Origin of the sequence: Amycolatopsis anabasis (assembly GCF_009765355.1) — a bacterium.
GTDB lineage: Bacteria > Actinomycetota > Actinomycetes > Mycobacteriales > Pseudonocardiaceae > Amycolatopsis > Amycolatopsis anabasis.
In genome coordinates this window covers 245,990-264,665 of record NZ_VTHK01000003.1, presented here as the reverse complement: position 1 = coordinate 264,665, position 18,676 = coordinate 245,990, and the positions used below count along the sequence as shown (strand labels likewise).

General features: G+C 68.9%; 16 protein-coding genes and 1 pseudogene. All 17 read left to right on the top strand.

Annotated elements, in window-relative coordinates:
- Positions 1-529 (top strand): annotated as a pseudogene (locus FXO23_RS51445) (ABC transporter ATP-binding protein); the annotation flags it as partial.
- A gap of 38 nt (positions 530-567) precedes the next feature.
- Entirely contained in the window at positions 568-1,320 is a 753-nt protein-coding gene (locus FXO23_RS05390; RefSeq protein WP_158881350.1) for an MlaE family ABC transporter permease, read from the top strand.
- A 5-nt stretch (positions 1,321-1,325) separates the two neighbouring features.
- Positions 1,326-2,165 (top strand): MlaE family ABC transporter permease, encoded by an 840-nt coding sequence (locus FXO23_RS05385; RefSeq protein WP_158881348.1) that lies wholly within the window; start codon positions 1,326-1,328, stop codon positions 2,163-2,165.
- A complete protein-coding gene (locus FXO23_RS05380; protein ID WP_158881346.1) occupies positions 2,162-3,508 on the top strand; it encodes an MCE family protein in 1,347 nt (448 codons plus the stop codon). The genes FXO23_RS05385 and FXO23_RS05380 overlap by 4 nt, the downstream gene beginning before the upstream one ends.
- On the top strand, positions 3,505-4,536 hold the full coding sequence (locus FXO23_RS05375) for an MCE family protein (protein ID WP_158881344.1): 1,032 nt from the start codon (positions 3,505-3,507) through the stop codon (positions 4,534-4,536). The genes FXO23_RS05380 and FXO23_RS05375 overlap by 4 nt, the downstream gene beginning before the upstream one ends.
- A complete protein-coding gene (locus FXO23_RS05370; protein ID WP_158881342.1) occupies positions 4,533-5,519 on the top strand; it encodes an MCE family protein in 987 nt (328 codons plus the stop codon). Before FXO23_RS05375 ends, FXO23_RS05370 begins: the two co-directional genes overlap by 4 nt.
- Positions 5,516-6,709: an MCE family protein gene (locus FXO23_RS05365; RefSeq protein WP_158881340.1), complete on the top strand. Its 1,194-nt coding sequence runs from the start codon at positions 5,516-5,518 to the stop codon at positions 6,707-6,709. Before FXO23_RS05370 ends, FXO23_RS05365 begins: the two co-directional genes overlap by 4 nt.
- Entirely contained in the window at positions 6,709-7,932 is a 1,224-nt protein-coding gene (locus tag FXO23_RS05360; RefSeq protein ID WP_158881338.1) for an MCE family protein, read from the top strand. Before FXO23_RS05365 ends, FXO23_RS05360 begins: the two co-directional genes overlap by 1 nt.
- Positions 7,932-9,206, top strand: coding sequence for an MCE family protein (locus tag FXO23_RS05355; RefSeq protein ID WP_158881336.1), 1,275 nt, complete (start codon positions 7,932-7,934; stop codon positions 9,204-9,206). Before FXO23_RS05360 ends, FXO23_RS05355 begins: the two co-directional genes overlap by 1 nt.
- Before the next feature lie 49 nt (positions 9,207-9,255).
- A complete protein-coding gene (locus FXO23_RS05350) occupies positions 9,256-9,927 on the top strand; it encodes a hypothetical protein (protein ID WP_246256925.1) in 672 nt (223 codons plus the stop codon).
- A gap of 16 nt (positions 9,928-9,943) precedes the next feature.
- On the top strand, positions 9,944-10,951 hold the full coding sequence (locus FXO23_RS05345; RefSeq protein ID WP_158881334.1) for a hypothetical protein: 1,008 nt from the start codon (positions 9,944-9,946) through the stop codon (positions 10,949-10,951).
- A 147-nt stretch (positions 10,952-11,098) separates the two neighbouring features.
- Entirely contained in the window at positions 11,099-11,629 is a 531-nt protein-coding gene (locus FXO23_RS05340; RefSeq protein WP_158881332.1) for a PE domain-containing protein, read from the top strand.
- Positions 11,626-12,213, top strand: a complete 588-nt coding sequence (locus FXO23_RS05335; RefSeq protein WP_218951898.1) for a DUF3558 domain-containing protein — start codon at positions 11,626-11,628, stop codon at positions 12,211-12,213. Before FXO23_RS05340 ends, FXO23_RS05335 begins: the two co-directional genes overlap by 4 nt.
- The gene (locus FXO23_RS05330) at positions 12,213-13,433 is read left to right on the top strand and encodes a hypothetical protein (protein ID WP_158881328.1); all 1,221 of its coding nucleotides are present in this window, start codon (positions 12,213-12,215) and stop codon (positions 13,431-13,433) included. Before FXO23_RS05335 ends, FXO23_RS05330 begins: the two co-directional genes overlap by 1 nt.
- Positions 13,434-13,445: 12 nt before the next feature.
- Positions 13,446-14,198: an ESX secretion-associated protein EspG gene (locus tag FXO23_RS05325; protein WP_158881326.1), complete on the top strand. Its 753-nt coding sequence runs from the start codon at positions 13,446-13,448 to the stop codon at positions 14,196-14,198.
- 94 nt (positions 14,199-14,292) lie between these two features.
- Complete coding sequence (locus tag FXO23_RS05320) at positions 14,293-14,823, top strand: hypothetical protein (RefSeq protein WP_158881324.1); 531 nt, start codon at positions 14,293-14,295, stop codon at positions 14,821-14,823.
- 353 nt (positions 14,824-15,176) lie between these two features.
- On the top strand, positions 15,177-18,668 hold the full coding sequence (gene rpoB / locus FXO23_RS05315) for a DNA-directed RNA polymerase subunit beta (protein ID WP_158881322.1): 3,492 nt from the start codon (positions 15,177-15,179) through the stop codon (positions 18,666-18,668).
- Positions 18,669-18,676: the final 8 nt, after the last annotated feature.

The window sequence follows — 18,676 nt, the reverse complement described above, 5'->3', positions numbered from 1 at the left end:
CATGTTCGGCCCGCGCGAGGTGCTGCTGACCAGCGACGAGCCGGTGGTGGAGCAGTTCCTCAACGGCCGCCGCCTCGGCCCGATCGGCATGTCCGAGGAGAAGGACTCCGCGCAGATGGCCCGCGAGCAGGCGCACGCCGACGCGGGGCACTCCGACGGTTCGCCGCAGGAGGACGTGCGCGGGGTCGTGCCGCAGATCGAGCCGACCCCGGGCCTGCCCGAGCGCGAGGCCGTGCGGCGCCGCAAGGACCGGGTCATGAAGATCCTGCACACGCTGCCGCCCGCCGCGCAGGAGGGCATCATCGAATCGCTCACGCCGGAGGAGCAGCAGCGCTACGGCGTGCACGCGCACCACCTGGTCGGCGCGCGGACCCAGCACGGCACCGTGCCCAACCAGCACCAGGGCCAGCTGCCCGCCGACCAGATCGCGCAGGTCCCGGTCGATGGCGGCTGGCGGCCGCCGGAGAGTCAGAGACCGTCCGGTTCGCACCGGATGCGGCCACGTGATCCGGGGGCCGGTGGGGCATGAGTTCGACGGCCACTCCGGCCAAGGTTCCCGGGCTTGGCATGCTTCGCGAGACCGGGAAGCTGTTCGCACTCGGGCTCGACGTCATCCGCGGGTTCTTCCAGCGGCCGTTCCAGGTGCGGGAGTTCATCCAGCAGTCCTGGTTCATCGCCAGCGTGACGATCCTGCCGACCGCGCTGGTCGCGATCCCGTTCGGCGCGGTCATCTCGCTGCAGTTCGGTTCGCTGGCCCGCCAGCTCGGCGCGCAGTCCTACACCGGCGCGGGCAGCGTGCTGGCCACCGTGCAGCAGGCCAGCCCGCTGGTGACCGCGTTGCTCGTCGCCGGGGCCGGTGGCTCGGCGATCTGCGCGGACATCGGCGCCCGGACGATCCGGGAAGAGATCGACGCGATGGAGGTGCTCGGCGTCTCCGCGGTGCAACGGCTGGTGGTGCCCCGGGTGCTCGCCTCGATGCTGGTCGCGTTGCTGCTCAACGGCATGGTCAGCGTCATCGGCGTGCTCGGCGGCTACTTCTTCAACGTGATCCTGCAGGACGGCACGCCCGGCGCCTACCTGGCCAGCTTCTCCGCGCTCGCCCAGCTGCCCGACCTGTGGGTCGGCGAGATCAAGGCGCTCATCTTCGGGTTCATCGCCGCCGTGGTGGCCGCGTACCGCGGGCTGCACCCGGCCGGCGGGCCGAAAGGGGTGGGGGACGCCGTCAACCAGTCGGTGGTCATCACGTTCCTCCTGCTGTTCGTGGTGAACTTCGTCATCACCCTGATCTACCTGCAGATCGTTCCCGGGAAGTTGAGCTAATCGAGATGGCATCCTTCGGCCAGTCCGCGAAGCGGATCGCGAACCGCCCGCTCGAGACGCTCGACGTGCTCGGCGACCAGATGTCGTTCTACGCGCGGGCGCTCGCCTGGACCCCGCGCACGCTGCGCCGCTACCTCAAGGAGGTGCTGCGGCTGCTCGCCGAGGTGAGCTTCGGGTCCGGTTCGCTCGCGGTGATCGGCGGCACGGTCGGCGTGATGGTCGGCCTGACCCTGTTCACCGGTGTGCTGGTCGGCCTGCAGGGCTACTCGGCGCTGAACTCGATCGGCACCTCGGCGTTCACCGGGTTCCTCACCGCGTTCTTCAACACCCGCGAGATCGCGCCGCTGGTCGCCGGGCTGGCGCTGTCGGCGACGGTCGGCGCCGGGTTCACCGCGCAGCTGGGCGCCATGCGGATCTCCGAGGAGATCGACGCGCTCGAGGTGATGGGCGTGCCCAGCCTGCCGTACCTGGTGACCACCCGGATCATCGCCGGATTCGTCGCGGTCATCCCGCTCTACGTGATCGGCCTGCTGGCCTCGTATCTCGCCTCGCGGATGGTCGTTATCTATATCTACAACCAGTCCGCGGGCACCTACGATCATTATTTCGACCTGTTCCTGCCACCACAGGACGTGTTCTATTCGTTCATAAAAGTTCTCATATTCAGCGTATTGATCATTCTGTCGCACTGCTATTACGGTTACCGGGCTTCCGGTGGCCCGGCCGGTGTCGGCATCGCGGTCGGACGGGCGGTCCGGCTGACCATCGTCACGGTGGCGGTGGTGAACTTCTTCATTGGCTTCGCAATTTGGGGCACTGACGTTTCGGTGAGGATCGCGGGATGAGCACGAAAGGCGCAGTCGCCACGTTGCGCCGCCGGCTGCTCGGCCTGGCGCTGATCGTGGTCCTCCTGGGCGGCGTGGCCCTGAGCATCGCGCTGTACAACAAGAGCTTCAGCAAGTTCGTCACCGTCACGCTGAAGGCGGGCGACGTCGGCAACCAGCTCATCCGGCAGTCCGATGTGAAGGTGCGCGGCCTGATCGTCGGCTCGGTCAAGGACATCTCGGCGACCGCGGACGGCTCCGAGCTGACCCTCGCGCTCGACCCCGAATCGGCCAAGCTGATCCCGGAGAACGTCTCGGCGCGGTTCCTGCCGAAGACCCTGTTCGGGGAACGGTTCGTCTCGCTGGAGATCCCGGAGCAGCCGTCCGGGAAGACGCTCACCAGCGGGGACGTGATCCCGGAGGACCGCACCAGCAAGGCGGTCGAACTGGACAAGGCGCTCGACCACCTGCTGCCGGTGCTGCAGGCGGTGCAGCCGCAGAAGCTGTCCAGCACGCTCACCGCGATCTCCACCTCGCTGGGCGGCCGCGGCAAACCGCTCGGCGAGACGCTGACCGAACTCGGCCAGTACCTCGGCGAACTGAACCCGCACGTGCCCAAGCTGCAGGAGAACCTGCGGGAGCTGGCCACGTTCTCGGACAACCTCAACGCCGCCGCCCCGGATCTGGTGCAGAGCCTGGACAACCTGACCACCACCACCCGGACCGTGGTGGACCAGCGGCAGAACCTGCAGAACCTGTACGGCAACCTCACCAACGCCTCGCAGGACCTGCGCTCGTTCCTGCAGGCCAACTCCGGCAACCTGATCAATCTCGCGCACACCTCGCGGCCGACCGCGGAGCTGCTGGCGAAATACGCGCCGGAGTACCCGTGCTTCCTCGGCCAGATGGCCGACCTGAACGACAAGCTGAACGTCGTGTTCGGCAAGGGCACCGACCGCAAGGGCCTGCACGCCACCCTGGAGATCACCGCCAACCGGGGCCAGTACAAGCCCGGTCTGGACGAGCCGCAGTTCTTGGACAAGCGCGGCCCGCGGTGTTACGACATGAAGCAGTTCCCGATGCCGTTCCCGCAGGGCCCGCCGGACGGCTGGCCGAAGGACGGCAGCACGGTCCCGCCCGCCGCCCGCTCGATGAACGACGGGCTGCTCCCGCCGCACAACGCGGAGAGCGTGGTCAGCGGCGGCGGCGCGCCGAGCGGTAACCCGGCCTACACGCCCGCGGAGCACACCATGCTCGCGCAGCTGCTGGGCATGCAGCTCGACATGAACCCGCGGGACGTGCCGAGCTGGAGCGGCCTGCTGGTCGGACCGCTGTACCGGGGGGCGGAGGTGACGGTGAAGTGAGGGGCCTGCTCGCGCCGCTGATCAAGCTGACCATCTTCATCGTGGTCACCGTGCTGTTCACCACGGTGCTCGGCATCAGCATCGCCAACATCAACACCAGCGACACCAACAGCTACTCCGCCCGGTTCCAGGACGCGACCCTGCTGCTGCCCGGCGACGACGTGCGGATCGCCGGGGTCCGGGTCGGCCAGGTCGAGGACATCCGGATCGTCGACAAGCGGCAGGCCGAGGTCGTGTTCGGGGTGGACTCCGGGCGCCGGCTCCCGGCCGGGGTGACCGCGCAGATCAAGTTCCGCAACCTGGTCGGCCAGCGGTACGTCTCGCTCGGCGAGGGCACCGGCGACCCGAACAAGATCCTCCCCGCGGGCGGGAACATCCCGCTGGAGCGCACCAAACCCGCCCTGGACCTCACCGAGCTGTTCAACGGGTTCAAACCGCTCTTCCGCGCGCTGAACCCGGAAGACGTGAACAAGCTGTCCTACGAGGTCATCCAGGTCCTGCAGGGCGAGGGCGGCACGGTGGAGAGCCTGCTCGCGCACACCGCCTCGCTGACCACCACGATCGCCCAGAAGGACCAGGTGATCGGCCAGGTGATCGACAACCTCAACGGCGTGCTGGACACCGTGAACGCGCGCACCCCGCAGCTGAACGACCTGATCGTCAAGCTCCAGCAGCTGGTGTCCGGCCTCGCCCAGGACCGCAAGCCGATCGGCGACGCGATCCAGTCGCTGGGCGGCCTGGCCACCACGACCGCCGGCCTGCTCACCGAGGCCCGCGAACCGCTGAAGCAGGACATCGACGCGCTGGGCAAGCTCACCAAGAACCTCAACGACAGCGAGTCGCTGGTCGAGCACTTCATCAAGTTCCTGCCGGAGAAGTCGGAGAAGATGACCCGGACCGCCGACTACGGCTCGTGGTTCAACTTCTACGCCTGCGAAGCGACCGGGAGCGTCACCATTCCGGGCATCATGACCAAACCGATCGACCTGCCGTTGCTCCCCGCGAACAGGGAGCGGTGCACGAAATGAAGTCCTTCAGCCAGCGCAACCCCGTCCCGATCGCCCTCGCCGGTATCGCGGTGATCGTGCTCGGCCTGGTGGCCGCGCTGAACTCCGAGGACCTCCCGGTGATCGGCGCGGGCACCACGTACTCCGCCGAGTTCTCCGAGGCCGCCGGGCTCAAGGACGACGACGAGGTCCGGGTGGCCGGGGTCAAGGTCGGCAAGGTCTCCGGCATCGACCTCGACGGCGACAAGGTCAAGGTTTCCTTCAAGGTCAAGGACGTCTGGCTCGGCGACAAGACCACCGCCGCCATCAAGATCAAGACCGTGCTCGGCCAGAAGTACCTCGCGCTGGACCCGGTCGGCACCCAGGCGCTCAACCCGGACGCCGGGATCCCGCGGGAACGCACCATGGCGCCCTACGACGTGATCGAGGCGTTCAACGGGCTGTCGCAGACCGTGGACCAGATCGACACCACCCAGCTGGCGAAGAGCTTCGACACGCTGTCCGAGACCTTCGCCGACACCCCGGACGAGCTGCACGGCGCCCTGAACGGCCTGTCCCAGCTCTCCGACACGATCTCCAAACGGGACAACCAGCTGGCCACCCTGCTGGCCAGCACCAAGCAGGTCAGCCAGACCCTGGTGGACCGCGACCAGGAGGTCACCAAGCTCCTGGCCGACGGCAACAAGCTGCTCGACGAGGTGTCCCGCCGCAAGACCGCGATCGACGCGCTGCTGAACGGCTCCCGGACGCTGGCCACCGAACTGCAGGGCCTCGTCGACGACAACGACAAGCAGCTCCAGCCGGTGCTGGCCAACCTCGACCAGCTCACCTCGATGCTGCAGCGCAACCAGGATTCGCTCGCCGAGGGCATCCCGAAGTTCGCGTCGTTCATCCGGGTGTTCACCAACACCGTCGGCAGCGGGCGCTGGTTCGACAACTACATCTGCGGTCTCCTGCTGCCCTCGGCCGGCCCGATCAACGAAGAGGGGTGTTTCCAGAAATGAGTGACACCCGGCTCGGACAGAACCTCCTGAAGTGGGCCAGCGTGGCGGTCGTCCTGGCGCTGGTCGTCGCGGGCGCGCTCTGGTGGACCCTGCGCGACGCGAACAAGAACCACCTGACCGCGTACTTCAGCGGCGCCGTTGGCCTGTACGAGGGCAACAGCGTGCGGATGCTCGGCGTGGAGACCGGCACGGTGACCAAGGTCGAACCGCAGGGCGACCGGGTGAAGGTCGAGCTGGAGTACGACCGCAAGTACCAGGTGCCCGCCGACGCGAAGGCGGTCATCGTCGCGCCGTCCCTGGTCAGCGACCGGTACGTGCAGCTCGCGCCCGCCTACCAGGGCGGCCCGACGATCGCCGACGGCGCGGTCATCCCGCTGGACCGCACCGAGGTCCCGCTGGAAACCGACGACCTGTACAAGAGCCTGTCCCGGGTCAGCGAGGCGCTGGGTCCCAAGGGGGCCAACAAGAACGGCTCGCTGTCGAACCTGCTCGACACGACCGCGAAGAACTTCCAGGGCAACGGGCAGGCGCTGCACGACACGATCACCCGCCTCGGCGAGGCCGCGGGCACGCTGTCCAACAACAAGGACGATCTGTTCAAGACCGTCGAGAACCTGGCCTCGTTCTCCACCACGCTGGCCAACAGCGACGGCCAGATCCGCCAGTTCGAGCAGCAGCTCGCCGACGTCAGCGATTTCCTCGCCGGGGAACGCGGCAACCTCGCCGAGACGGTCAAGCAGCTGGGCACCACGCTGAACTCGGTGCAGGGCTTCATCGAGAAGAACCGCGGCCGGGTCAAGTCCAATGTGGACAAGCTGGCCAGCGTCACCAAGGTGCTGGTGGACCAGCGCGGCGCGCTCGCCGAAAGCCTGGACGTGGCGCCGCTGGCCCTGAGCAACCTGATGAACACCTACAACGCCTCGTCCGGCACGCTGGACGCGCGCCCGATCCTCAACGAGCTGACCCAGCCGCCGGTCGCGATGCTCTGCGGTTTCCTCAAGCAGGCGCCCGAGGCGTTGAAGTTCCTCGGGGACATCTGCGCCAAGGTGGCGCCGGTGGTGGACGGCCTGGTGCCGCTGCCGTCCTTCGCGCAGATCATCAACGGCCTCAACACCGGCCAGCTGCCGCCGCTGCCGCTGCCGATCGTCGGCCAGCTCTACGGTTCGCCGTCGGCCTTGGGAGGTAAGTGATGCGCTCCCGTTGGGTGCTGGCCGGTGCGGTCGCGGCGTGTACCGCGGTGCTCGCGGGCTGCTCCTCGTTCAACGGCATCTACGACATCCCGCTGCCCGGCGGGGCCGACCTCGGCGACCACCCGTACACGGTGAAGGTCCAGTTCCGGGACGTGCTGGACCTGGTGCCGCAGGCCGGGGTCAAGGTCAACGAGGTGCCGATCGGCCGGGTCGAGGCGATCGGGCTGACCAAGGACGGCTGGAACGCCGAGGTGACCGTGCGGGTCAACGGCAACGTCAAACTCCCCGCGAACGCGCTGGCGAACGTGAAGCAGTCCAGCCTGCTGGGGGAGAAGTACGTCGAACTGGCCAGCCCGGGCCCCGAGCAGGCGCAGGGGCAGCTCGCCGACGGCGCGGTGATCCCGTTGCAGCGCACCAACCGCAGCGTCGAGGTGGAGGAGGTGCTCGGTGCGCTGTCCATGCTGCTCAACGGCGGCGGCGTCGAGCAGCTCAACACCATCACCAAGGAACTCAACGCCGCCACCCAGGGCCGCGAGCCGGACATCAAGCACCTGCTGGACAACGCCAACTCGCTCGTGTCCAATTTGGACAAGCAGTCCTCGGACATCACCCGGGCCCTGGACGGGCTGAACCGGCTGACCTCCACGCTCAACGGGCAGAAGCAGCAGATCGGCAACGCGCTCGACCACCTCGCCCCGGGACTCGGCGTGCTGGAGCAGCAGCGCGGCCAGCTGGTCACCATGCTGCAGGCGCTGCAGAACCTGTCCGGCGTCGCGACCGACACGATCAACCGGAGCAAGGCGGACCTGGTCGCCGACCTCAAGGCGCTGCTGCCCACCTTGCGGAAGCTCGGCGAGGCCGGGGCCGATCTGCCCAAGTCGCTCGAGGTGCTGCTCACCTTCCCGTTCAACGACGCCGCGATCGACGGGGTCAAGGGCGACTACTTCAACCTGTTCGCCAAGATCGACCTGAACCTCGGCGAGATCATGGCGAACCTGGGCCGCAGCCGGCAGAACCCGCTCAACGGCCTGCTGCCGATCCCGGGCCTCACCGGCGGCCAGACGGGCACCCAGCCCGGTTCGCCGCCCCCGCTCCCGCTGCCGCAGTCCCCGTCCACCCAGGCTTCGCCGCAGGGCGGCCAGGGCGGCGGCGTGCCGCAGCAGCAACAGCAGCGGACCGGGGCCGCGGGCATCTTCGACGTGCTGGCAGGAGGTGCCGGCTGATGCTGGTGCGGAGGACGAAGTTCCAGCTGCTCGCGTTCGCCGTGATCGCGGTGGTCGCCGTGGTGTACGCGCTGATCCGGTTCGCCGGGCTCGGCCAGGTCTTCGGCGACAAGGGTTACCTGGTCCGGCTGCAGCTCGCCGAATCCGGCGGCATCTTCACCGGGGCCGAGGTGACCTACCGCGGCTTCAACATCGGCAAGGTCGGCCAGCTGAAGCTGACCACGACCGGGCTGGAAGCCGAACTGAACATCGATCCGGACGCCCCGCCGGTGCCCGCGGACCTGCAGGCCATCGTCGCCAACCGGTCGGCGGTCGGGGAGCAGTACGTCGACCTGCGGCCCACCAAGGCGGGCGGGCCGACGCTCACCGACGGCGCGATCATCACCGCGGACCGCACCAAGACCCCGGTCAGCACGGACAAGCTGGTGAGCGATCTGGACAGCCTGGCCACCTCGGTGCCGACCGACTCGCTGCGGACCGTGGTCGACGAGGCGTACCAGGCGTTCAACGGCACCGGCCCGGACCTGCAGACGCTGATGGACACCGCACGCGATTTCACCAAGACCGCGCGGGACTACCTGCCGCAGACCGTGCAGCTGCTCGACCAGGGCGCGAAGGTGCTGGACACCCAGAACGACCAGGCCGGGGCGCTCAAATCGTTCAGCGACGACCTGAACAAGCTCAGCTCGACGCTGAAGGGCTCCGACGGCGACATCCGCCGCCTGATCGACGTGACCCCGCAGGTCGCGCAGCAGGTCAGCGGGGTCCTCGCCGAATCCGGGCCCGGCCTGTCCGCGACCTTCGCCAACCTGCTCACCACGTCGAACCTGCTGTCCACCCGGCTCGACGGCCTGGAGCAGGTGCTGGTCACCTATCCGATCCTCGGCGTCGGCGCGGCCACCGTGGCGCCCGGCGACGGCACCGCGCACCTCGGCCTCGCGCTCAACCTGTTCGACCCGCCCCCGTGCACCAAGGGCTACCGCGGCTGGGACGAGTACCGCGGCGGCAACGGCGACAAGAACCTGGCCGAGCGGCCCGCGAAGTCGGATTCCTACTGCGCCGAGCCGAAGGGCAGCCCGATCAACGTCCGCGGGGCGCAGAACGCGCCGTACAACGGCGTCCCGCAGATCCCGACCTCCGAGGAGGTCGCGGCGAACAAGAACCGGCCCGCCGAGGAACTGGCCAGCAACCGGGCGACGCGCGGGGTGCCGGGCGTCGCGGGCGGTCCGGCGCTGACCGTGAACGGCCTCGGTCAGCTGCTCGGTTTGCCCTGATGAGGGGCGCTGACAGCGATATGACATCCGTTACCTACTCTGGAGTGTTATGAGTTCCGACGAGGTGGACGAGACCGTGCCCGCGCAAGACAAGTCCGCGGAACCGGTCGCCACCGAGTCCGCCGGCGCCGAACCGGAGACCACCGAGCCCGGGGAACCCGGAACGGCCGAGGCCGAGTCGAAACCCGCCGAGTCGCGGCTGCCGCACCAGCTGGTCCTGGGCGCCGCCGCGTTCGCGATCGCCGCGTTCCTGGCCGCCGCGGTGTTCGGCATCCTGTGGTGGATCGCCGCCGGGGACGACAACGCCGACCGCGCGGCCGCCCGCGAGGACGTGGTGCGGGTCGGCAGCGCCGCGGTGCGGGACTTCACCGAGCTGGACTACACCAAGCCGGACCAGTACTTCGACCGCGCCATCGCGGCGTCGACGAAGGAGGTCGGCGACCAGATCGCCGCCGGCCGGGACGCGAACAAGAAGACGATGGTCGAGGCCAAAACGGTCACCACCACGAAGGTCCTGGACATCGCGGTCGACGAGCTGAACACCGATGAGGGTAAGGCGCGTTTCCTGGCCGCCGTCCAGGTCGAGGTCAAACAGGGCGACAAGTCCGCGGTGAAGCCGATGCGGGTCGAGGTGCAGATGACCAGGCAGGACCAGAACGGCGAGCAGGTCTGGAAGCTGTCCGGGATCGACCCGGTGCCGGTCGTCAGCTCGGGACAGTAGAAACGGAGTCAAAGCGTTGCCACCTTCTCGCCGCAAGCCAGTCACGCCGCCACCGGCCCGCAAGCCGAAGGTGGCGGGCCTGCGCAAACCCACCGCCGGCACGCGGCCGAGCCCCAGCCCGCGCCCGCGTGCGGAAGCCGCCGAACCGGAGACCACGGACACCCCGGCAGAGCCGGAAGCCACCGCGGCTCCGGAGGCTCCGCCCGAGCCCGAGCCCGCTGCCGCCGAACCGGGCGAGGCGACCCGGGTCGACGCGCTGACCGGCGAACCGGAGGCCGAGGACGAGGCGCCCGCGGAGAAGCCCGCGCCGAAGCCGAAACCGAGCCCGCGTTCCAAGACCCGCGACAGCGGCACCCGGAAACCGGAGAGCGAGGCCGAGGCCGCCGGCGAACCGGAGCCCGCGCCGCGGGACCCGGAGCAGGCCGCGGCCGCCGCGAAACGCCGGAAGAAGTTCCTCCTGGCCGGGGCGCTGGTGCTGGTCGGGCTGCTGCTCACCGGGTTCGCGGTGTTCGCCAAGATCAAGCAGAACGAGCTGGACTCGGCGACCAGCAACACCGCGCTGCTGGACATGGCGAAGACCGCGCAGGTGAAGCAGGAGGTCAACAGCGCGGTCGAGGCGTTGTTCTCGTACAACTACAACGACATCGCCAAGACCGAGAACGCGGCGAAGGACCTGCTGGTCACCGACACCGTGCGGGACAAGTACAACAAGGAGTTCGCCGAGGTCAAACGGCTGGCGCCGGAGCAGAAGATGGTGGTCACCTGCAAGGTCACCCGCAGCGCGGTGATCCTGCTCGACGGTGACCGGGCGAAGGTGCTGGTGTTCGTCGACCAGACGTCGATCCGGACCGACAAGAACGAGAAGTCGGCGGGCGGATCGCAGCTGTCGGTGACCACGGAACTGCGGGACGGGAAGTGGAAGGTGACCGACATGGACGCCTACAACAGCTCCCAGCCCGCGGCGAGCGGACAGCAACCGGCCCCGTCCCTGCCCGGGGGCAACCAGCCGCCGCCGAGCAAGTAGCCCCGACCGACCGGGTTCACTCCTCCGGGTGGTCGTAGGGCTACCCCCGGATCCCTGCCGGGCCTTCCTGCCGTCGTAGTACGGTTGTTTCGCCCTGTGCGATCACGGGGCAGGGGCCGCTGAGCACACGCCAGGGGGTTGTCGATCATGCCCGACGGGTCGAACACGTCGTGGAATCCCGCGGACGTCACCCGCATGCCGAGCGCGCCACCACCCGGCGCGCCACCACTGCCGCTGCCGGCCACCGGCCCGGTGACGGTCACCCAGGGCACCCCGCCCCCACCGCCGCCGCAGGGCTACATCCCACCCGCGACGGTGTGCTACGCGCCGGGCCACGAACCGCCGCCACCCCCACCGCTGACCGGCGGCTACAAGATGGACGTCGACGAGATGCGCGCCATCCTCCCCCAGTGGGAAGCCCTCCGCGACAAGCTCCAGACCCTGAACACGAAGACCCAGGCAGGGGCCCAGATGAATCTGGCGCCCGCGGACGACGATGCCAGTACACGTCAGGCCGACGCCGCGCTCGCGCACGCGCAGGTTTACCGGCAGAGCCTGGCCCAGCAGTTCGAGTACGCCGCGCGATACGCCGAGACGCTGAAGGCGATGATCGACGCGACCGAGAAGCAGAACGCGGCCGCCAGGGACGGGATACGGAAGGCGGGGCAAGGGGCGTGATCCGATTGCGTACGTTGGCTGCGCTCGCCGCGGTAGGCGTGGTGCTGGCCGGGTGCTCCGACACCAAGGACGGGACGCCGTCGCCCGCGTCCCCGGCCGGACAGTCTTCCGGTGCCGACCCCGGCACTGGCGTTCCCCCGGTGGAGACACCCCTGGATACCGCGCGGTTCGAGCAGGACCCTTGCAGCCTGTTGACCAGCGCCCAGGCGCAGGAGATCGCGGGGTTGGTCAAGAGCACGCCGGACAACGCTCAAGGCGGACCGAGTTGTCAGTGGCAGGACCCGAGTGGATTTGGGATCAATATCGGTTTCATCCCCAATGGGCTGCGCAATCTCTACTCCCAACACAAGGCGGGCCGGGTGAGCTATTTCGAACCGGTCGCGAGTGTGGCGGGTTATCCCGGTGCTTTCGGCGCGCTTGGTGATGTGCGTGCGCAGGGAACCTGCACGCTCTCCGTCGGGGTGCGGAACGACCTGGCGATGTCGGTTGTATCGACCCTCGGTTCGCAGCGCGGCGCACAGTCCTGCCAGGTCGTCCTCAAAGCGGCCGAGACCGCGGTGACCACGATCAAGGGAGGTGCGTGATGGCCTACGACGCACCGAAGATCGTGGAGCTGATCCGGGGCGGCTCGGGACCGAAAGCCTTGTACAGCAGCGGAATCTCCTCGGCAGAGGCGGCGAAGCTGCACCAGGAGATCGCCGACGACATGCTCCGCCTGCAGGGCAAGATGGAGGGATTCTGGGAAGGACCCGCCTCCGAGCAGGCGCGGGCTGGTGCCGGGCCGCTCGTCGAGGCCTCCAAGGTGAGCGGCGAACACATGTCGAAGGCCCACGAGCTTTATGTCGGGCAGGGCAGTTCGTTCAGCGATCTGAAGATCAAGGTCGAGGAGAACGACCCGGGTAAGAAACCCGAGTCGACCTTCGCCAGCGACTACATGCCGATTTTCACCGATCGTGACGAGGAAATCGACAAGTGGAATGAGAAGGCGCAGAAGGTCGTCGACGGCTACAACGTCTACAACGACCAGAGCATGGACAACTCCGGTCGCTGGCCCACCGACTACGGGCAGCTCGGGCTGCCTCCCGGCGGTGCCGACGTCGCGGTGAAGAACCCGGAGACCGGTCCCGGCACGCACGTGAACACCCCGCCGGACACCTCCGGCACCGGTGGCCACGGCGGCCGCCAGTACACGCCTTCGGACACCGGGGGCCCGTCGAACCCGATCAGCCCGCCGCCGCAGACGCATCCCTCCGGCACGCCGCAGCATCCCGGTGGGCCCGGGACGCAGCACCCGCCCGCCGGCACCACCCCGTCGAACGTCGGCACCCTGCCGCCGCCGACCCCGACCCCACAGCCGCCGGTCTACGCGAATCCCCCGTACAACCCGCCCGGCCAGGGGCCCGGCTACCCGGGCCTCGCCCCGTTCGGTCCCGGATTCGGCCCGGGCGGATCGGGACCCAACAGCCCGGGATCCGGACGGTACGGCTCGGGCGGCTTCGGTCCCGGTGGCTCCGGTTCCGGTGGACCCGGCGCCGGGCAGCCGGGTTCGGGCCAGCCGGGCGCGGGCCGCGGGGTCGGCGCCGCGGCGCCGCATGCCGAGGGCGGTCCGGTCCGGGGCGGCCCCGCCGCCGGAGCGGCCGGTCGCGGCGGCGGCCCGGCCGGGATGGGCGGTATGGGCGCGGGCCGGGGTGGCCAGGGCGGCGAGGACGACGAGCACCAGCGTCCCGAGTACCTGCTCGAAGCCGATCCCGACGAGGTCTTCGGTTCCGACGAGCGGACCACGCCACCGGTCATCGGGCTGTAGAGGGGGCTCGCCTTGCGGCTGCTGAACCGCGAGGTCGTCCTCTCCCAGGACTGCCTCGACGTCGTCGCGAACTGGATCCGGGTCACGCTCCCGCCGACGCTCGCGCCGGAGCCGATCTGGCGCAGCGGCGAAGAGCTGCGCACCCGGGACGAACGCGCCCGGGCCGAGCTCGCCGAGCACGGCCTGCTCCGCGGCGCCTCGCCCGCCGAGGAGTTCACCGAGGCCCTTTCGGTGCTCTGCCGGGGTGGCACCGAGTTCTTCGCGTATGTCGAAAGTGACAACAACGAATACCGCCTGCACGCCGCCGCCAGCGGCCAGGACGCGATCTTCGCCTGTTACGTGCCCGCCAGCGGGAACGTGCTGCTGCGATCGGCCCGCTCCGAGGCGCTCGTCGAGGAGCTGGTGGCCGAGCTGCCCGAGTTCCGTCCCGGGCAGGGCGTGTCCCATTCGGTCCCGGAGCGGGAGCTGCGCGGCGCGGTGGCGGGCAAACCGGTGAGCCGGGAGGTGCGGCGGGTGCTGGACCTGCTCGACCTGCCCCGGCACGGCGGCGGCCAGGTGTCCGCGGGCGTGCGGGACGGCCTGGGCGCGCACCGGACCAGCCGCGGTTCCTCGTGCACCTACCTGGACACCGAGGCCGGGCGCTGGCTCTTCTCGTTCACCGAGCAGCCTGGCGGGGAGCGGTACGTGAACATCGCGCCCGCCCGGTTCGACCTCGTGGTCGGCAAGACCTACGAACTCGGCGCGGGGCTGCGACACGCGCGGTGACCGGAATCTCGTCACCGGGTCGATCGAGGCGAACACTGGCAAGCTCTAGGCAAGCAGGAGCGCCTGCGGTGACCCGGTGACGAGGAGGGGCCAGGTGGGCAATCCGTTCCAAGGCGCGGTCAGCTGGGATCGTCGCGGGGAGGACTGGATCGGCGTCTTCCACCCCGGCTACCTCGGCCTCTTCCGGACCACCGTCACCGGCCTGCACCGGCTGGCGCAGCGACGGCTCGACGAGCACGCGGCGGGCTCCGCGCTGGGCCGCCTGGACCGTCGATTGGACGCCGTGCTGTGGGTGCGGCGGATGGCCGAATCCATGCCGCACCTGCCCGAGCTCGAGGTCCTGCTCCCGGTCCGCAACCACCTGGACAGCCTCCTCGGCGCCCTGCCCGACGAAGGCGGCGTGGTCGTCCTGCACGGCTGGCCGGACCGGTTCCTGTGGGGCACCGTCGCGCTCGATCTGTGCGTCGCCCTGGACGCCTGGCTGCGCTCCTGGCGCTACGGCGAGGCCGTGGACGGGCTGACCTGCCCGGACGACGAGACGCTCGCCCAGTGGCAGGGCCACCGCGACTGGCTGCACAGCCAGATCGTGGTGCCGCTGCGGCCGGAGGCGGTCACCGCGTCGTAGAACGCTTGTGACGCTGTGCACAAGCGCGCGAACGCTCCGCCAACCGGCGGGAAGGGGGCGTGGCATCTTGACTCCGGGACCCGCTCGGGTCAGGCTTACTCCCAACGGCGATCGCCCTGCGGGAGGGCTCGCCGGGAGGCATACCTGAAGACGCAGCGATCGAGGTCGGGCCCCGTCTGGCGAGCCCCCTCGACAGGGCGCGTTTTGCGGGCTAGACTGCTTCTTTGCGCTGCCCTCTTTCAGGCTGCCCGGAACCGGTAGCTAGGATGGTTGGCACCACCGCACCCTTGACAGTCGCTTTGGTAGTTGCTAACGCGGCTGCTCACCGCTCATTGTCCCCGGAAGGACGCATCTTGGCAGTCTCTCCCGCGAACCAGGCCACTGCTGCGACCACCACGGCTACGGAGTCAACGGGAATTCCTGGAGCACCCAAGCGTGTCTCTTTTGCGAAGATTCGCGAACCCCTGAGCACTCCCAACCTGCTCGACGTACAGATCCGCTCGTTCGAATGGTTCACCGGCGACGAGGCGTGGTTCGAACGCCGCGTCAACGAAGGTGAAGAGAACCCGGTCGGCGGCCTCGAAGAGGTCCTCAACGAGATCTCCCCGATCGAGGACTTCTCCGGCTCCATGTCCCTGTCCTTCTCGGACCCGCGCTTCGACGAGGTCAAGGCCTCCGTGGAGGAGTGCAAGGACAAGGACATGACGTACGCGGCCCCGCTGTTCGTGACCGCCGAGTTCGTCAACAACAACACTGGCGAGATCAAGAGCCAGACGGTCTTCATGGGCGACTTCCCGGTGATGACCGACAAGGGCACCTTCGTGATCAACGGCACCGAGCGTGTCGTGGTGTCCCAGCTGGTCCGCTCGCCCGGCGTGTACTTCTCCCAGGACGTCGACAAGACCACCGACAAGGACGTCTTCAGCGTCCGGATCATCCCGAGCCGCGGCGCCTGGCTGGAGTTCGACGTCGACAAGCGCGACACCGTCGGCGTGCGCATCGACCGCAAGCGCCGCCAGCCGGTCACCGTGCTGCTGAAGGCGCTGGGCTGGACCACCGAGGCGATCCGGGAGCGCTTCTCCTTCTCCGAGACGCTGCTGGCCACCCTGGAGAAGGACCACACCGCGGGCACCGACGAGGCGCTGCTGGACATCTACCGCAAGCTGCGCCCGGGTGAGCCGCCGACGAAGGAGAGCGCGCAGACCCTCCTGGAGAACCTGTTCTTCAAGGACAAGCGCTACGACCTGGCCAAGGTCGGCCGCTACAAGGTCAACAAGAAGCTGGGCCTGTCGACCGCGTACGACACCGGCACGCTGACCGAAGAGGACATCGTCACCACCATCGAGTACCTGGTCCGGCTGCACGCCGGCGAGGACAAGATGACCAGTGGCGAGACCGAGGTCCCGATCGAGACCGACGACATCGACCACTTCGGCAACCGCCGCCTGCGCACCGTCGGCGAGCTGATCCAGAACCAGATCCGGGTCGGCCTGTCCCGGATGGAGCGCGTGGTCCGCGAGCGGATGACCACCCAGGACGTCGAGGCGATCACTCCGCAGACCCTGATCAACATCCGCCCGGTGGTGGCGGCGATCAAGGAGTTCTTCGGCACCTCGCAGCTGTCGCAGTTCATGGACCAGAACAACCCGCTGTCCGGGCTGACCCACAAGCGCCGCCTCTCGGCGCTCGGCCCCGGCGGTCTGTCCCGCGAGCGCGCCGGGATGGAGGTCCGGGACGTCCACCCGTCGCACTACGGCCGGATGTGCCCGATCGAGACGCCGGAAGGCCCGAACATCGGCCTGATCGGCTCGCTGTGCTCCTACGCGCGGGTCAACCCGTTCGGCTTCATCGAGACGCCGTACCGCAAGGTCGTCGAGGGCCGGGTCACCGACCAGGTCGACTACCTCACCGCGGACGAGGAAGACCGGTTCGTGAAGGCGCAGGCCAACGCGCCGCTCACCGGCGACGGCCACTTCGCCGAGGACCGCGTGCTGGTCCGGAAGAAGGGCGGCGAGGTCGAGCTGATCGACCCGATGGACGTGGACTACATGGACGTGTCGCCGCGCCAGATGGTGTCGGTCGCGACCGCGATGATCCCGTTCCTCGAGCACGACGACGCGAACCGCGCGCTGATGGGCGCGAACATGCAGCGCCAGGCCGTGCCGCTGCTGCGCAACGAGGCCCCGCTGGTGGGCACCGGGGTGGAGCTGCGGGCCGCGGTCGACGCCGGGGACGTGCTGGTCGCCGAGCAGGCCGGTGTGGTCGAGGAGCTTTCCGCCGACCTGATCACCGTCATGCACGACGACGGCACGCGGAAGAGCTACGGGCTGTACAAGTTCCGCCGCTCCAACCACGGCACCTGCTTCAACCACCGGCCGATCGTCTCCGAGGGCGACCGGGTGGAGAAGGGCCAGGTCATCGCGGATGGGCCGTCCACCGAGAACGGTGAGATGGCGCTCGGCAAGAACCTGCTCGTCGCGGTCATGCCGTGGGAAGGCCACAACTACGAGGACGCGATCATCCTGAGCCAGCGGCTGGTCCAGGACGACGTGCTCACCTCGATCCACATCGAGGAGCACGAGATCGACGCCCGCGACACCAAACTGGGTGCCGAGGAGATCACGCGGGACATCCCGAACGTCTCCGAGGAGGTGCTCGCCGACCTCGACGAGCGCGGCATCATCCGGATCGGCGCCGAGGTCCGCGACGGCGACATCCTGGTCGGGAAGGTCACGCCCAAGGGCGAGACCGAGCTGACCCCGGAGGAGCGCCTGCTCCGCGCGATCTTCGGCGAGAAGGCCCGCGAGGTCCGCGACACTTCGCTGAAAGTGCCGCACGGCGAGACCGGCAAGGTCATCGGCATCCGGGTGTTCTCCCGCGAGGACGACGACGAGCTGCCTCCGGGCGTGAACGAGCTGGTCCGCGTCTACGTGGCCCAGAAGCGGAAGATCCAGGACGGCGACAAGCTCGCCGGCCGGCACGGCAACAAGGGCGTCATCGGCAAGATCCTGCCGGTCGAGGACATGCCGTTCCTCGAGGACGGCACCCCGGTCGACGTGGTGCTGAACACGCACGGTGTGCCGCGACGGATGAACATCGGCCAGGTGCTGGAACTGCACCTCGGCTGGCTCGCCTCCCAGGGGTGGAAGGTCGAGGGCAACCCGGAGTGGGCGAAGAACCTCTCCGACGAGCTCTACGACGTCGACCCGGGCACCAACACCGCGACCCCGGTGTTCGACGGTGCCAAGGAGGAGGAGCTGACCGGGCTGCTGGCCTCCACCAAGCCGAACCGCGACGGCGACCGCATGGTGCAGCCGGACGGCAAGGCGACCCTGCTGGACGGCCGCTCCGGCGAGCCGTTCCCGTACCCGGTGTCGGTCGGCTACATGTACATCCTGAAGCTGCACCACCTGGTGGACGACAAGATCCACGCCCGGTCCACCGGCCCGTACTCGATGATCACCCAGCAGCCGCTGGGCGGTAAGGCGCAGTTCGGTGGCCAGCGCTTCGGTGAGATGGAGTGCTGGGCGATGCAGGCCTACGGCGCGGCGTACACGCTGCAGGAGCTGCTGACGATCAAGTCGGACGATGTGGTCGGCCGGGTGAAGGTCTACGAGGCCATCGTCAAGGGCGAGAACATCCCGGACCCGGGGATCCCGGAGTCGTTCAAGGTGCTGTTGAAGGAGTTGCAGTCGCTCTGCCTCAACGTGGAGGTCCTGTCCTCCGACGGTGCGGCGATCGAGATGCGCGACTCCGACGACGAGGACCTCGAACGCGCCGCCGCGAACCTCGGCATCAACCTGTCCCGCAACGAGTCGCCCTCGGTGGACGACGTCGTCCAATGACCCAGCCA

Excerpts from the sequence above, each read along its gene's own strand:
- FXO23_RS05360 (WP_158881338.1), top strand. The coding sequence starts at position 6,709 with ATGCGCTCCCGTTGGGTGCTGGCCGGTGCGGTCGCGGCGTGTACCGCG.
- FXO23_RS05350 (WP_246256925.1), top strand. The coding sequence starts at position 9,256 with ATGAGTTCCGACGAGGTGGACGAGACCGTGCCCGCGCAAGACAAGTCC.
- FXO23_RS05355 (WP_158881336.1), top strand. The coding sequence starts at position 7,932 with ATGCTGGTGCGGAGGACGAAGTTCCAGCTGCTCGCGTTCGCCGTGATC.
- FXO23_RS05390 (WP_158881350.1), top strand. The coding sequence starts at position 568 with ATGCTTCGCGAGACCGGGAAGCTGTTCGCACTCGGGCTCGACGTCATC.
- FXO23_RS05340 (WP_158881332.1), top strand. The coding sequence starts at position 11,099 with ATGCCCGACGGGTCGAACACGTCGTGGAATCCCGCGGACGTCACCCGC.
- FXO23_RS05385 (WP_158881348.1), top strand. The coding sequence starts at position 1,326 with ATGGCATCCTTCGGCCAGTCCGCGAAGCGGATCGCGAACCGCCCGCTC.
- FXO23_RS05370 (WP_158881342.1), top strand. The coding sequence starts at position 4,533 with ATGAAGTCCTTCAGCCAGCGCAACCCCGTCCCGATCGCCCTCGCCGGT.
- FXO23_RS05330 (WP_158881328.1), top strand. The coding sequence starts at position 12,213 with ATGGCCTACGACGCACCGAAGATCGTGGAGCTGATCCGGGGCGGCTCG.
- FXO23_RS05380 (WP_158881346.1), top strand. The coding sequence starts at position 2,162 with ATGAGCACGAAAGGCGCAGTCGCCACGTTGCGCCGCCGGCTGCTCGGC.
- FXO23_RS05365 (WP_158881340.1), top strand. The coding sequence starts at position 5,516 with ATGAGTGACACCCGGCTCGGACAGAACCTCCTGAAGTGGGCCAGCGTG.